This is a genomic window from Shewanella sp. GXUN23E, from assembly GCF_050865035.1.
Classification (GTDB): domain Bacteria; phylum Pseudomonadota; class Gammaproteobacteria; order Enterobacterales; family Shewanellaceae; genus Shewanella.
In genome coordinates this window covers 107263-121680 of the sequence record NZ_JBOZWP010000005.1, presented here as the reverse complement: position 1 = coordinate 121680, position 14418 = coordinate 107263, and the positions used below count along the sequence as shown (strand labels likewise).

Sequence of the window (14418 nt, the reverse complement as noted above, 5' to 3'; positions counted from 1 at the left end):
GTGAACACCCACTCAGGAAGGAACCCCTGCTCCACCGGTCCACTCGCTGGCCTGGTGCTGCTGTTGTTTTCCTTTGTGGCCCACGGCAAGGCCGAAACAGACACCCAACCCACACTTGAGGTATGGCCGCAAATCTGTGTGGCCGAGCCAAACACCCCCTGTAAACTTGACCTGCAACTGAAATGGCAGGGTACTCCCCACAATTTGATTTGCATTTTGTCGGATAACGCACAGTTTACACGTTGGTGCAACGACTCAAACGCGGTACATTCACTGACACTAAATATAACAACAGATAAAGATATTCAGTTTGAGATGGTTGACCCGCAAAGCAACCGGATCATAGCCGCCGCAAAGTTCAGAGTGACACAGCTGAGTGATTCTTCCTCGCGCCGGCGTTATCGCAACCCTTGGAGTTTATTCTAATGACAACCCCTCAATCTCCCTACCGTGTGTTGTTGGTGGAAGACGACATTCGCCTGTCGAACCTGATTGTGGACTATCTCAAAGAGCAAGGAATGCACGTAGAGGTTGAGCGCCGTGGTGACACTGTGCTGACTCGCCTGATCAGTTACAAGCCCGATATTATTTTGCTGGACATCATGCTGCCGGGTATGGATGGCCTGTCCCTGTGTGAAAAGTTGCCGGACTACTTCGCCGGTCCCATCCTGCTGATGAGCGCCCTTGGCACCAACGAAGATCAGATCAAGGGGCTGGAGCTGGGTGCCGATGATTATGTAGTGAAACCGGTTGACCCGGCACTGCTGGTTGCCCGTATCAACAATCTGCTGCGCCGTCACGCCAAGCCCAAGCACCACGCCGAATCCCATTGCCTGAGTTTCGGCAAGCTGAGCATCGACCCACACTCGCAGGCAATTCGTCTGGGTGACAAAGAAGTGGATCTCACCAGTCATGAATTTGAACTGCTATGGCTGCTGGCCTCACAGGCCGGTCAGGTACTGAGCCGTCAGTTCATTTACCAGTATCTGCTGAACATCGACTTCGATGGTAAAGACCGCAAAATAGACGTGCGCATCTCCCGTCTGCGCAAGAAACTGGGTGACAACATCGAAACACCGTTCCGTATCAAGACTGTCTGGGGACAGGGTTACCTGTTTGCCCCGGAAGCCTGGAACAACTAAGCCCGGGACACTGGTGTGAGACGACTGTTTATCAGCCTGTATCTGTTGATGAGCCTGACCATCATTGGGCTCGGCTGGAGTCTGGAAACCCTGTGGGAATCCAACATGACGGATCACACCAATGAACAGGCACCGATTATCACTCTGGCCGGTGTACTGGCCCAGCTACCGTCTGACGAACGTCAGGCGGTACTTGAACAGGCGGTTACAAGCCAGAAGATCCCCATGGCACTGCTGCCTGCCAATGCCATCTCGCTCAGCAGCGAGCAAACGCTGGAGCCAGGCAAGGTGCTGACCACTGTCAATGACAGGGCCCAGCAGCGGCAGTTTATCGCCGTGGGTGAGCAGGTTTTGATGATTGGGCCGGTGGAGCTCAACCCCCTGAGCCATTGGCAGGCACTCTATACCCTGTCGTTTTACCTGTTGCTGGCGCTGGTTATCCTGATGTGGATCCGACCACTGTCACGGGATATCAAACGCCTGGAAGTCGCAGCAAATGCCTTTGGCAAGGCGCACTGGGATACCCGCATTCAGCTGCCCAAAAGCTCGCAGGTGCAATCCCTTGGGCGCACGTTCAACCAGATGGCCGGGCAAATCAGCACCCTGATTGAAAACCAGAAGCATCTATCCAACGCCGTATCCCACGAAATCCGCACTCCGCTGGCCAGACTGAAGTTTGCCATTGCCCTGCTGCCCTCCTACTGCCGGCCTGAAAAAAACGCCGATGACAGAGCCAGATTCCTGCAGGATATGCATCAGGATGTGAGGGAAATTGATCTGCTGCTGGAAGAGATGCTGACCTATGCCAGCCTGGAGTCCGCCAAACAGGATATCCACCTGGAGCAGACTGATCTGGTGGTGGTCTGTCGTCAGGTCATTGACCGACTGACTGGGCTCAGCGCCATTCCGCTGCATTTTGCCAGTCCGCTGCCAAGCCTGATGATCCCGGGAGAGCCGGCACTGATGGAGCGGGCATTACAAAACCTGATCACCAATGCCCAGCGCTATGCCCATTCCCGCATTGATGTGCAGCTGCACACAGAGGGAGACTGGGCCAGTGTGACCGTTGCCGATGATGGTGTGGGCATTCCCGTGGATGAGCAGCAAAAAATCTTTGCCCCTTACTATCGCAGCAAACAAAACCGCAATGAAGACAAAGGCTATGGCCTTGGGCTGGCGATTATCTCGCGCATCATGGCCCGGGCATCCGGGAAGGTGAGCCTGCAAAGCTGTCCGGGTGATACCCGCTTTACCCTCAGCTGGCCACTGAACTGATCCCAGTCCTCATGCCATTCATGGCATTCCTACCTGCATAAGTGTACCCCGCCAAAGGATGAGAGCTTTCCATGCTTTTTCGGCATAGGGACGACTGTTGTCAGTCGATAGCATGAGATCCAGCTGTGAAGTTGTGCAGCGCCACGACAGGGAGGCGAATCATCCAAACCAGCTGATAGCCGGTGCGCCCGGCCGCCCCCTTGATCCGTGAACATCATAACTAAACCAGGGGGATATTCAGATGAAAGCCTGCACTAAACTGGCACTGCCACTGGGCCTGACACTGATGGTGTCAACGGCCAACGCGGCGATTACGCTCTATGAAGATCAAAACCAGTCGGTCACCACAGATCTGCTGGTCAATGTGTTCTACTCCTACTCCAGCAATGACAAACTGGCGGATGCAACAGATCCCGACTCGGGCGTTATTAGCCGCGAACAATCCAGGGTCAGGATAGGCTTTCTGCCCAACTATATTGGTTTTAACTACAACACCGAGGTGAATGATCTGAAGATAGGTGCCCGCGCCTCGTTCTGGGTCACCCTCAACGATACCGATCTGTACCGCGGCGCCGAGGGACTGGGCACCCGCTCCGGTATCGATGTCCGCCAGTTCTATGCCACCATTGATGCCAGCTGGGGTCAGCTGTTGCTGGGTAAAGATTTCGGGCTGTTCTCCCGCAGCAATATCCTGTCCGATGAGCTACTGCTCGGCCATGGCCAAACCAGCGATTATTATGGTCTTATCGATGGCGGCAACGTGTCCTTCGGCAATATCGGATCTGGCTACACCTACCCCTTCCCCAAGGCACAAATCACCTACCGCTCCCCCGACTTCAGCGGCTTTCAGCTGGCTGTTGGGGTGATGGACCCCAATAAACGCAGTGCCAACAGCTCAGAAGACAGCCCCAGATTTGAATCAGAGCTGACCTACAACTGGAAAAATGACTCGGTGAATGTCAAAGCCTATGTCAGTGGTGTCACCCAAAGCTCCAAAGACAGTCATGCTGACACCAACTCCAACGGCTATGCAGGCGGTCTGCGTCTGGGACTGGCTGGCTTTGCCCTGAATGCGTCGGGCTTTCACAGCAAAGGACTGGGCACTGTGGCGGGCCTGGATACCATCATAGTCGATGAAACCAACAAGTCGGACGGCTATCTGGTGCAGGGATCTTATACGCTGGACAGCGAACGTTTTGTGGTGTCCTACGGCAAAACCGAGGTGGAATCCATGAAGGTCACTAACCTGACCTACGACAATCTGACCTTTGCCTGGTTTCATACCTTCAATGCCAATCTGACCCTGGTGGCTGAGTACAACCGCACCGAGGTGGAAGGCGCCGCAGCCATCGGCCGGATTGAGAAAAATGATGTGGTCGCGCTGGGCGCCGTAGTGACCTTTTAAGCCACGGTGTCGGGCAACCACTGCGGCTACCCGCCAACCCGCTGAGGGCCGAAGCCAATTCGGCCCGTTTTCCCCCTTTGGACCCAGACAGGCTGGACTAAGTGTGGATTGACATTTCAGCAATCTCTGATGCAAGTTAGCAAAAGAATTAAAAACAATAACATACGCTTTTGCTTACGCTCATGGTCAAATGAGCTGCCAACAAGCGTAAAGGGCGAGGGATAATCATGGTAAATATCCTGGTTGCAGACGACCACCCTCTGTTTCGCGAAGCCGTGTCGCTGGTACTCAACTCCAGCCTTGATGACTGCACCATCCTCGAAGCCGAGGACGTTGAACAGACACTGGCGGTGATCCAACGCCGCGATGATCTTGATCTTATTCTGCTGGATTTGAATATGCCGGGCAGTGGCGGTCTCAATACCCTGCTGGAGATCCGTAATATCGCGCCCACCGTGCCCGTGGTGATTATTTCTGCCGAGACCAATCGCAAAATCATTCTGCAAACCATTACCTATGGTGCGGTCGGCTTTATTGCCAAGTCCTCATCCAAACAGGAAATCGGCAATGCCATCAAACAGATCCTAGATGGCAATGTTTACCTGCCCGCCGATATCATCAGGGCGGCAACTGAGCCGGCGCATCCCAGAAGCAGACAGCAGGACATGCAGATTTCCTCAGAGATGCTCTACACCCTGACCCGCAAACAACTGCTGGTGCTCAAGGCGATGGCCATGGGCTCATCCAACAAACAAATCGCCTATGATCTGAATATCTCGGAAACCACGGTCAAATCCCATGTTTCGGCGATTTTAAAAAAGCTCGGGGTACACAATCGCACCCAGGCGGTGGTGGGCTTGTCCAGTGTGGATTTTGATCAGTATCTGAAGCGTTGAGCCGGGTGAGCACTCAGCCTGACAGACTGACCTTGCCATTGTCGGTTTCCAGCAACTGCACCATGGTCATTTTGAGGCGCACCGGCACCACCGGCTTGTGCAGTATGCTATACCCCAAATCGCGCACCTCGCGCTTGAGGGTATCGCTGCGATTGGCAGTCAGCAGCAAAGTGGGCACTTTCTGCGGACGGGCCTCATTGATAATGCGGGCCAGCTCGGTACCGGTTGCGCCGTCGTCCAGATGATAATCGACAATCAATAACTCCACCGGCGAGCTATTGATATCCCGCTGGATCTGCAGTGCCTGCAGCGACACAGCAGTGACCACTTCACAGCCCCACTTCTCCAGCAGGGTTTTCATCGCTTCGCAGATATTGAGATCGTTATCCACCACCCACACTCTGGCGCCCTGCAAGGCCACACTCTGAATGGTTGGCACAGGCTCCCCCTCACGCGGCAGCTGAGTTACGCCACTGCGGGGCACCCGCACCGAAAATACCGAACCTTTACCCGGCCAGGAGCGAACCATCACAGGGTGCCCCAGCACATTGCAGATCTTATCGACTATCGCCAGCCCCAATCCCAGGCCGGTGCGGGTCTTGCTGTGGGTCGGATCAAGCCGTTTGAACTCCTGGAAAATCTCGGTGAGTTTCTCTTTCGGAATGCCAACCCCGGTATCCCATACCTCCAGCAGCACCGCATTGTCCTGCTGACGGCACCCCAGCAATATCCGGCCACTCTGGGTGTAACGCACGGCATTGGACATCAGATTGCGCACCACCCGCGCCAGCAACTGGGAGTCAGAGTAGATCACCGCCTTGCTGCGCACATAGCGCACCTCAAGGTGCTTGTCTTCGGTGGCATAGGCAAATTCGTTGGCAATATTATCCAGCAGCTCGTGCACCCGGAATGCCTGCTTGTCGGCTTTGACTATGCCGGCATCCAGCTTGGAAATATCCACCAGCATGCCGATCAGCGACTCCACATCTGACAATGAACTCGCCACTGACTGCACCAAAGCGCGCAGCGCCGGTGCCATTCTGTGCTCCTGCAGCGAACCTGTGTAGAGCTGCGCCGCATTCAGGGGCTGCAGCAGATCGTGGCTGATGGCCGCCAGAAACTTGGTCTTGGACAGGTTCGCCTGCTCGGCTTCTGACTTGGCTTCCAGCAGGCGTTTTTCAATCTCCCGCCGCTCGCGGATCTCCTCCAGCAACTGACGGTTCAGCTCCTCCAGCTGATAAGTGCGCTCACGCACCCGCACCTCCAGATGCTGGTAGGACAACTCCAGCTCCTCGGCCGCCCGTTTGCTTTCGGTGATATCCCAGTTAAGCACAAACAACCCGGTCACCTGCCCGGCGGCGTCCGTGTTGGGCACATAGCTTTTCATCATAAAGCAGTCCTGCAACTGGGCATTGCGTTCGCGCAATTCGAAGGTGACCGGCTCCCCGGCCAGCGCCCGCTGGACATAGGGCATCATCAACTGCAATTCCTGCTCGCTGCGGCTGACACTGATGTGCTGCCCAAGCAAAGCGCCTTTATCGAAGCCATACCAGTTTTCATAGGCGCGATTGGTAAAGCGAAAACACAAGTCCTCACCCACATAGGCGATAAGCGCCGGCACATTGTCGGTGATCAATCTCAGCCAACGTTCGCTCTCCAGCAGACTCTCTGCGTATCTGTGACTCTGGGTAATGTCTGTGTAAGTGTTGACATAGCCGCCTATGCTCAACGCATGACTGCGAAGCTCAATCACATGCTCCTGATCCGGCATCAGAGTGGTGACCTCTTTACGCGGATCAACCGGATTGAGAGACAGCGGCAACGGTGGCAGATCCGCCAGCTTACGCCCCAGCAGCAAACCGGACTCGGCAACACCGGACATGGCGCAGAAGCGGTGGTTGACCACCTGCACCAGTCCCTGGGCATTGACCATCACCACCCCCTGTGACAGGTGATCCACCATCATCTGCAGCAGCCGGGATTTCTCCGCCAGCGCGGCTTCAAACCGCGCCTCTTCAGCCTGTTTGAGTAGGGTAATATCCTTGTGCAGCAATACCTTGCCGCCTTCCATGGTGCGCCGCTCCAGCAATTGCAGCCAGCGTCCCCGGGAGTCCTGATACACCCGCGTACCCGGCTCCTGGGACGCGGATAGAGGTTCGCGCACCATGCCACTGCGCTCTATCTGCTGTCTGAGGGTTGCCAGACTGTCGTCCCGGGACAAACTCAAATCAAATTCAGCCAGATAACTCTGCAGCCTGCGATTGGCATAGATCAGCCGCTCATGGGGGTCGAACAGGGCAAATCCGTCACTGATGGACTCGATGGCATCAACAAACCTTTGCTGCGCCGCGCCTATCATCTGATTGGCCTGAAACAGTTGTACATTTTGCTCTTCCAGTGCCTGCAGGGCGGAGTTCAGCTCTTCGGTTTTTTCCCGCACCTGCTCGGCCAGCACCACCGAGTACTGAAAGGCATGATAAGGATCGACATTGTTGACACCCCGCAGCTCAACCCGGGCGATCAGCGCCTGGATCATTTTCTTCTGCCGGGCATTTTCCAGTCTCAGGTGCGCGGCTTCCTGCCGCAGTGCCAGCAGCTCCTGCTGCAGTCCAGTATCATCAGCCCGCGCTTCATTCATGCTGTCCTCCTTTGAAGCGGGGACGCCCTATCATCACCCCGGTCAGCGTCTGATTCATATGCACGCCGTTGAGCTGCTCACCATAGGTATTAAAACCCACCAGCCGGAAGCGTTTAAACAGTGCATTCAGGCTGGCTTTAAGATCACGTTTATCTGACTCCAGCTCCCGCAGGAAGCAATCACAACCCAGCACCAGCTCAGGCTCTCCCAACCGCGTTTTCAGGGACTCCAGCTTGGCTTCGACGCTGGCCAGCAGATCGCCGGGCTCCATGGCGGTGAGCACTATGCCGCAATCCACCGCGCAGTAAAAATCCAGGCTGAGATCCTCATTCACCTTCTGAATCGAGCGCACATAGTAATCAGCGCCAATCAGCACGGCCAGCGGATGCAGCGCGTACACTTCAGGTTGCAGCTGCTCCAGCGGCAATCCCGCCTCTCGGGCATACACCAGCGCCGCCGGTTCGGCATTGAGTTCATAGACCCGGCGTTTGTCGCTGTCGGCAAGAGTGACTACCAGCTTCTGCTCCAGACTCTGAATATGGTGGGTGGTAAAGACTTCAAAGGGACACAGGGTGTTAATCATCACCACCACAGCTGAATCCGAGTGGAAACTGCCATCGCAGTACACATGAGTAAACCCCAGATTGACATCATCCCCGGCGCTGCCGCCAAAATGCGGAATTTTGCCCAGCGCCGCATTGAGAATCGCCAGAAACAACTCCTCCTTGGGAGACAGGCCATCAATCAATGTCAGCACAAAACTGTTACCGGCCACAGGGGCAATCGCCCTTTGGTTGCAGCGGCTGACCAATCCGGAGACCAGTGACTGCGCCTGATTAAGGGAGAAGTTATCCAGCGCCACCCGCTGACTTTCCAGGGTAAAGGCGTGTTTGCTGAAGCCCAGCGCCAGAATGCTGTTTCTGCTGTAACCATGCTCGGTGATTTCGCCGCAGGTGGTACAGCCCACCACCTTGCGACCGACAAACTGACGCTCCATCTGCGCCGCCAGTGCTGGCAGCTCATAGGACGCCGAGCAGAAAAAAAGCACACATTCCAAATCGGCCCGGGCCAGCGCGGCGGCCAACTCAGCCACCGCCAGCGCGGCATCGGCCTGGGTGCTGGAGGCCACTTCCACCAGCGGATACTGTAATGCAGGCAAGCGGCCTGCGCCTTCAAACATATTCATATCATCACACCTGCCTGATAATGCATCCTGCAATATGGCGCGTCGCGCCAACGGCTCCTTGTGTCAACTTACGCTGCTGGCCAGCCACTGCAACAATTGCGTGAAATCCGCCAGTTGCCGCTCCGCATCCGGCACCTGGCTATGCGGCGCTGAAGTGCTCGCCAGCAGGCTTTGAGCCTGAGCCAGCCGCAAGCGCGCCAGCGCATCAGATACAGGAGTCACCAGCCATTGAGTCATCTCGGCCAGACTGGCCTGACAGTCACTGTCCTGGGCGGTAAAGATCATCACAGCGCGCCTGTTGGCGCGGCGAGTCTCGGGGCGAATCCTGGCCCCCGAGTTACCCAGCAGCCGATAACCCACCCCATAAATCCTGCCCTTCCCCCTGGCATCCACCAAGCCCGCCTGAATATGCAGTGCCAGCATCAGCAAAGGCACTGGTCCCATCCTTATGCCGGGACGCACGGCGAGCAGCGCCATGCCACAGTCATGCTCTGCGCGACGGATAAGCATCCAGTCCGGCCCAGCCTCTGCCGGTATGGCACAGACCTGCTCAGCAACAGAGGCCTTTGCTCCGGCATCCCCATCACCTGTCAGCCAAATCTCCACCTCAGCGCCCCGCTCAACACTGACTGACCAGCCTGGCCTTGATGCCAGTGCCGACAGGCACAAACTGGAATCGCCCATATCCTGCTGCCACTGATGAATATTGCGCGCCTGAGCAATGTCAGCCAGTACAGCGCTCTCAGGGGTAACTGTGATGCCCACTGTCTCAGTCTTGGTTTCAGAATCGACGGCCTCAGAATCGACTGCCGTCGCCATCAACCGGGCGGTCACCTGCTCAAGCACTGCGGCCATTGAGGCCGCGCCCCGGCGGGAAAGGCTTGCTTTGCCCGCCTCATTGGCAGCGGCATGAGATTGTGACAGGCCCGCATTCTGATTCTGGTGCTGGTTCTGGTGCTGGTTCTGGTGCTGGTCCAGTGCCAGCGGCAAACGCACCAGCGCCCGCAGACAACTGAGCAGCGCCGCGATATGGCGGGCAGGGGCCCTAATCTGAAGCTTGCCAGCGTGCGGCTCTTGCTGAGTCTGAAACGCTGCCGGGATCCTGGCCGCCAGACAATAGGCCTGCAGTTGCACTCTGGCGGCTGTCAGCCAGCCACCGGCAGTCTGCCCTGGGCGCAGCCCAACGCCCGGGGGATGCTCCAGCGTCAGAGTGACAGATCCAATCGGCGCAGGATAAGCAAAAGGCTGCGGCCCGGGCCGGATACCCTTCCCGGTTAGCTCAAAGCAGCCATGCACACAGGCGTATAACGTCGCCAGCGCCGGCCCTTGTTTCCGGGATTGTTGTAGCCAGTGCTGCAGCTTGCCCTGCTGTGTCCAGAACACCAGTTGCTGTGGTTTTTCAAGCAGCACCAGCAGTTTCTCCAGCCAGCGCCTGAGCTCTACAGTCTGCACGTCCTGCACGTCACTCAGCCCCTTACGCCCCCGGGTCAGCGGCTTGGGCACAAACACATACTCGCGACTGCGCCCGGCGCCAACTGAGCCCCCATGCTCACCAGAGACTGATGCCTGCCATTGAACAACATTCGAGCAGGACTCAAACAGGCACAGATCCACAGGAGTGGGCACCCAGCACCAACCCATTTCCGCCAGCATCTGTCGATAGGTGTCGTGCCCCAGAATGCTGGCCAGTGCCAGCCAGAATTGCTGCGGCTCGGCGCAGCAGCCCGGCGGTAAAGACAGTGAGATGCCCAGATACTCAGGCGCCGCCAGATGCACCCGCTTTGCCGGTGGCAAGCACGGCTTTACCGCATCGCCATCCGCTGATGCCAACATATTTTGATATCTGGCCAGAGCCGCGCTGAGCCGGGCCGCGACATCGGCCTCAGGCCAGGGCCCGGCAGTCAGCAGGGTCATGGCCTCAGGCCGGTACCACACCCGCCAGCACTGGCGCAGGCGCTCAGGCGTCAAGCTGGCAATCGCATCGGGCACGCCGCCATAACAGGGATAACCAATTTCACTGTGAAGTGCGGTTTGCCGGGCGTTATCAGCATCTGCCATATAGGCCTGCATCTCTCTGGCCATCACCCCGGGCGATACGCCGTCGAGGCCGCCAATCTCAATGGCAAAGTCCTCATCCCGCAGACAGGGGGCAAGCACGGCATTGAGCAGATAATCGAGCAATAACAGCCCGGTATCCGCATCACTGACCGCCAGATGAAAACGGGTACAGGATAGGCCGGTACTGGCATTGAACTCCTGATACACCTGCTCGGCTCGCAGGCGAAAAAACGACTCAGACGAGGAGAACTGCTGATTGCCCCGCAGCAGCCAGTGTTCCAGTGCATGCGCCGCGCCGCTGTCATCAAAGGCGGGAGTGGGGATGATGATGCTGGCGACCAGGCTGTCGTGCGAGGCCCAGGTCGAACTATCAACCGTACTGCTGGGCAATACAGGCAAATGCCAGTGATTAAGCCCGGCCACACAGGGCATCTTTTGCCATGCGCTTAGATTTTGCCCTGCACTCATTTTTTGCCGTGTGCTTGGATTTTGCTGTTCACTCGGCGGCTGGGTTGCCGATGTCTTAACACTCCCCGGCGCATTCATGCTACACCCGCGATTTCACGATAATCCGGCTGTTGGCGGCCGTGCGCGCCAGCATCTCGCCCAGGGGGCAACCGGAGGCCCGGGCAATCGCCTCGGCAATTTTATGGTGCGCCGGCGACTTGTCACACACAGGGTCGATGTTGGCCGCATCGCCGGTCAGCAGCAATGCCTGACAGCGGCAACCGCCAAAATCCTGGTGCTTCTCATCACAGCTGCGACAGGGCTCTGGCATCCAGTCAAAGCCCCGGTATTGATTGAACAGCGTAGAGTCATACCAGATCTCCCGCAACGACGCTTGCTGCACATTGGGAAAGCTCAGCGGCAAAAGGCCGGCACTGTGGCAGGGCATGGCGCGGCCATCGGGGGCGATGCTCATAAAAATATTGCCCCAGCCACTCATGCAGGCCTTGGGACGGGTTTCATAGTAATCAGGCGTCACGAAAATAAATTTTGGCCCCTGTCCCTGCTGCGCCTCCCGCACCGCATTGACCTGAGCCTCAGCGAGGCGGATTTGCTCACGCGAAGGCAACAGCAGATCCCGGTTGGCCAGCGCCCAGCCGTAATACTGGGCCGTTGCCAGCTCCACATAGTCAGCCTCCAGTGCCTGACTCAGGGCAAGAATCGCCGGGATCTGGGCGATATTCTGACGGCTGATGACAAAGTTCAGCACCATGGGGAAATCGTGGGCCTTCACCGCCTGCGCCAGTTGCTTTTTCTGCGCAAAGGCCTGCTTCTTGCCGGCAATGGCATCATTGGTGTCGGCATCGGCCGATTGAAAACTGATCTGGATATGATCCAGCCCAGCCCGCTTGAGCGCTTCGAGCCGTTTCTCCGTCAGGCCGATGCCGGAAGTGATGAGATTACTGTAAAACCCCAGCTCCCGCGCCCGCGCCACTATCTGCTCAAGATCCTTGCGCAGCAGCGGCTCACCGCCGGACAGGCCAAGTTGTACCGCGCCCATAGCCCTGGCCTGCTCCAGCACCCTGAGCCAGTCATCGGTACTGAGTTCATCAGCCGGGTTGCCCAAATCCAGCGGATTGGCGCAGTAGGGACAGCTGAGCGGACAGCGGTAGGTCAGCTCCAGCAGCAGCCACAGAGGCGGTTTGACGGCAGCCTCAACAGATCCACTTTTTGCCATAGGCCTCTCCCAGAAACTCAGTGACATCATCGGCCAGGGTATCCGCCTCAGGAAACTGTGCCTGCAGTTCGGCAATCAGCTCAGCCACGGTGCGCTCACCGTTGAGCATCCGCAGGATCGCCGAAGCGCTGTCACTGAGTTTAATCATGCCTTCGGGATACAAAAGTACCCAAGCCTGCTGCGCCGGTTCATATTGCAGCCGGAACAATTTGTGTATCCGGTATGCCTGATTGGCCTGGATCATAAAGTCAGCCCCCTGTGGTACACCTGCTCATCGGTGACACTGTGAAATGGCGGTCTGTGGTATTCATAGGCCATGGTCATGGCATCCAGCATGGTCCACAGAATATCCAGCTTGAATTGCAAAATCGCCAGCGCCTGCTGCTGTTTCTCATAGGTATCAAAGTAATCCAGGGTGAGCCGCAGACCATGGTCCACATCGCGCCTGGCCTGACTCAGCCGCTGGCGGAAATAGGTCAGCCCCTGCTGATCGATCCACTGATAATGCTGCGGCCAGGTATCGAGGCGCGACTGATGAATGTGTGGTGCAAACAGCTCGGTCAGTGAGGAGCAGGCGGCCTGCTGCCAACTGGCACGGCGGGCAAAATTGACATAGGCATCCACGGCAAAGCGTACCCCGGGCAGCACATGGCGCTGATCCAGCACCTCCTCGCGACTCAGCCCCACCGCCTCGGCCAGAGCCAGCCAGGCTTCGATGCCCCCCAGAGTATCCCCCAGACTCTCATGACCATCATGATCCAGGATCCGCTGCACCCACTGGCGACGGGTGTCGATATCCGGGCAATTGGCCATGATGGCGGCATCTTTCAGCGGAATATTGATTTGATAGTAGAAGCGATTGGCCACCCAGCCGCGAATTTGCTCAGGCGTGCAGCGCCCCTGATACATGGCCTGATGAAAAGGGTGATGAATATGGTACAGCCGCCCTTTGTCCCTCAGTGTGGCCTCAAAGGCCTCCCGGCTCATTGCTGCCTGGGCTGCTTGTTGCATCTGTCGCTCCTTACAACTGGATCAACATGCCGTCAAAGGCCACTTCCACACCGGCGGCACACACCTGGGCATACTCGGGCGAATCAGGATCCAGAATAGGGTTGGTATTATTGATATGAATCAGGATTTTTCTGAGCCGTTGAAATGGCGACAGCAGCGCCAGCATGCCCTGCTCGCCGGACACTGACAGATGGCCCATCTGCGAGCCCAGACTGGAGCCCAGCCCCAAACGGAGCATCTCGTCATCCTGCCACAGGGTGCCATCGACCATGGCGCAATCGGCCTGGGCCAGCGCCGCCAGCACATCGCCACTCAGCTCCCCCAGCCCGGGGGCATAAAACAGCACTTTGCCACTGGTTTTGTCGGTGATTTTCAGCCCTATGCTGTCACCCACATGGTAGTCATTGCGGTGCGGCGAATAGGGCGGCGCATTGGATTTGAGCGGCACCGGCTCAAAGCGCAGCCCCGGCACCTGAGGGATGGTAAATTCAGCATCCGGCGCCACGGAGATCGGCTGCTGGCGGTAACCGCCATGCCAGTGCGTCATCATCTTAAGCAGCGGAAAAGACTCACTCAAATCCGCCCGCACCATTTCGGTACAGTAAAGATCCAGCGGCAGACCTTCACGCAAGATCAGCAGACCAGTGGTATGGTCTATCTGGCTGTCGGTCACCACCACCGCGCGAATGCCCGAACCCCGGGCGCCATCGGCACTGGCTATCTGAGAATTGGCATTGATCTGCTGGCGAATATCCGGGGAGGCGTTGATCAGCACCCAATCCTCACCATTATCGCTGACCGCGATGGATGACTGAGTTCTGGGCTGAGCGCGGGAGGAACCCTGACGACAGGCACTGCACTGGGGACAATGGCAATTCCATTGGGGGAATCCGCCCCCGGCCGCTGAACCCAACACCAATACCTGCATAACATCTCCTGCCGTGATTATCTGAATCAGCCTCCGAAGCCGAACCCCGGAGGCCGATAAAATCAGCGATTACTGATATACAGCGTAACTTCAAAACCCAGGCGCAGTTCCTGGTAGCTTGGCTTAACCCACATTGTCAGTCTCCTTGCGCAGTTAATCTTGAGTAAAAAGTTGAGCAAAATTGAACATGGAAAT

At 57.1% G+C, this 14418-nt stretch carries 13 protein-coding genes; 5 read left to right on the top strand and 8 right to left on the bottom strand.

The window, feature by feature from the left end; translation table 11 throughout:
* The 5 genes from ACRRUX_RS06890 to ACRRUX_RS06870 all read left to right on the top strand — a co-directional run bounded on the left by ACRRUX_RS06890 (nt 1) and on the right by ACRRUX_RS06870 (nt 4718).
* Complete coding sequence (locus ACRRUX_RS06890; RefSeq protein WP_432528553.1) at nt 1-426, top strand: DUF3019 domain-containing protein; 426 nt, start codon at nt 1-3, stop codon at nt 424-426.
* Nucleotides 426-1142, top strand: coding sequence for a winged helix-turn-helix domain-containing protein (locus ACRRUX_RS06885; RefSeq protein ID WP_432528551.1), 717 nt, complete (start codon nt 426-428; stop codon nt 1140-1142). Before ACRRUX_RS06890 ends, ACRRUX_RS06885 begins: the two co-directional genes overlap by 1 nt.
* A 15-nt stretch (nt 1143-1157) precedes the next feature.
* Nucleotides 1158-2417: an ATP-binding protein gene (locus ACRRUX_RS06880; RefSeq protein WP_432528549.1), complete on the top strand. Its 1260-nt coding sequence runs from the start codon at nt 1158-1160 to the stop codon at nt 2415-2417.
* A 241-nt stretch (nt 2418-2658) separates the two neighbouring features.
* Nucleotides 2659-3822, top strand: coding sequence for a porin (locus ACRRUX_RS06875; RefSeq protein WP_432528547.1), 1164 nt, complete (start codon nt 2659-2661; stop codon nt 3820-3822).
* Nucleotides 3823-4049: 227 nt separating this feature from the next.
* Nucleotides 4050-4718, top strand: a complete 669-nt coding sequence (locus ACRRUX_RS06870) for a response regulator (protein ID WP_432528545.1) — start codon at nt 4050-4052, stop codon at nt 4716-4718.
* Nucleotides 4719-4731: 13 nt separating this feature from the next.
* On the opposite strand, the gene ACRRUX_RS06865 is transcribed toward ACRRUX_RS06870, so the two are convergent.
* The 8 genes from ACRRUX_RS06865 to pqqA all read right to left on the bottom strand — a co-directional run bounded on the left by ACRRUX_RS06865 (nt 4732) and on the right by pqqA (nt 14357).
* Complete coding sequence (locus tag ACRRUX_RS06865) at nt 4732-7356, bottom strand: NahK/ErcS family hybrid sensor histidine kinase/response regulator (protein WP_432528543.1); 2625 nt, start codon at nt 7354-7356, stop codon at nt 4732-4734.
* Nucleotides 7349-8542 (bottom strand): nitric oxide-sensing protein NosP, encoded by a 1194-nt coding sequence (gene nosP / locus ACRRUX_RS06860; protein ID WP_432528541.1) that lies wholly within the window; start codon nt 8540-8542, stop codon nt 7349-7351. Before nosP ends, ACRRUX_RS06865 begins: the two co-directional genes overlap by 8 nt.
* A 63-nt stretch (nt 8543-8605) precedes the next feature.
* Nucleotides 8606-11068 carry a hypothetical protein gene (locus tag ACRRUX_RS06855; protein ID WP_432528539.1) on the bottom strand — a complete coding sequence of 821 codons (2463 nt, stop codon included), beginning with the start codon at nt 11066-11068 and terminating at the stop codon, nt 8606-8608.
* A 79-nt stretch (nt 11069-11147) separates the two neighbouring features.
* Nucleotides 11148-12284 (bottom strand): pyrroloquinoline quinone biosynthesis protein PqqE, encoded by a 1137-nt coding sequence (gene pqqE / locus ACRRUX_RS06850; protein ID WP_432528537.1) that lies wholly within the window; start codon nt 12282-12284, stop codon nt 11148-11150.
* A complete protein-coding gene (pqqD, locus tag ACRRUX_RS06845) occupies nt 12262-12528 on the bottom strand; it encodes a pyrroloquinoline quinone biosynthesis peptide chaperone PqqD (RefSeq protein ID WP_432528535.1) in 267 nt (88 codons plus the stop codon). Before pqqD ends, pqqE begins: the two co-directional genes overlap by 23 nt.
* A complete protein-coding gene (pqqC, locus tag ACRRUX_RS06840) occupies nt 12525-13295 on the bottom strand; it encodes a pyrroloquinoline-quinone synthase PqqC (RefSeq protein WP_432528533.1) in 771 nt (256 codons plus the stop codon). Before pqqC ends, pqqD begins: the two co-directional genes overlap by 4 nt.
* A gap of 10 nt (nt 13296-13305) precedes the next feature.
* Complete coding sequence (pqqB, locus tag ACRRUX_RS06835) at nt 13306-14223, bottom strand: pyrroloquinoline quinone biosynthesis protein PqqB (protein WP_432528531.1); 918 nt, start codon at nt 14221-14223, stop codon at nt 13306-13308.
* Between the two features lie 62 nt (nt 14224-14285).
* Nucleotides 14286-14357, bottom strand: coding sequence for a pyrroloquinoline quinone precursor peptide PqqA (pqqA, locus tag ACRRUX_RS06830; RefSeq protein ID WP_084267056.1), 72 nt, complete (start codon nt 14355-14357; stop codon nt 14286-14288).
* Between the last annotated feature and the right edge of the window lie 61 nt (nt 14358-14418).

Bases quoted from the DNA above. Each gene is read 5' to 3' on its own strand.
- ACRRUX_RS06885 (WP_432528551.1), top strand. From the start codon at position 426: ATGACAACCCCTCAATCTCCCTACCGTGTGTTGTTGGTGGAAGACGAC.
- ACRRUX_RS06875 (WP_432528547.1), top strand. From the start codon at position 2,659: ATGAAAGCCTGCACTAAACTGGCACTGCCACTGGGCCTGACACTGATG.
- ACRRUX_RS06870 (WP_432528545.1), top strand. From the start codon at position 4,050: ATGGTAAATATCCTGGTTGCAGACGACCACCCTCTGTTTCGCGAAGCC.
- ACRRUX_RS06865 (WP_432528543.1), bottom strand. From the start codon at position 7,356: ATGAATGAAGCGCGGGCTGATGATACTGGACTGCAGCAGGAGCTGCTG.
- nosP (WP_432528541.1), bottom strand. From the start codon at position 8,542: ATGAATATGTTTGAAGGCGCAGGCCGCTTGCCTGCATTACAGTATCCG.
- ACRRUX_RS06855 (WP_432528539.1), bottom strand. From the start codon at position 11,068: ATGAGTGCAGGGCAAAATCTAAGCGCATGGCAAAAGATGCCCTGTGTG.
- pqqE (WP_432528537.1), bottom strand. From the start codon at position 12,284: ATGGCAAAAAGTGGATCTGTTGAGGCTGCCGTCAAACCGCCTCTGTGG.
- pqqD (WP_432528535.1), bottom strand. From the start codon at position 12,528: ATGATCCAGGCCAATCAGGCATACCGGATACACAAATTGTTCCGGCTG.
- pqqC (WP_432528533.1), bottom strand. From the start codon at position 13,295: ATGCAACAAGCAGCCCAGGCAGCAATGAGCCGGGAGGCCTTTGAGGCC.
- pqqB (WP_432528531.1), bottom strand. From the start codon at position 14,223: ATGCAGGTATTGGTGTTGGGTTCAGCGGCCGGGGGCGGATTCCCCCAA.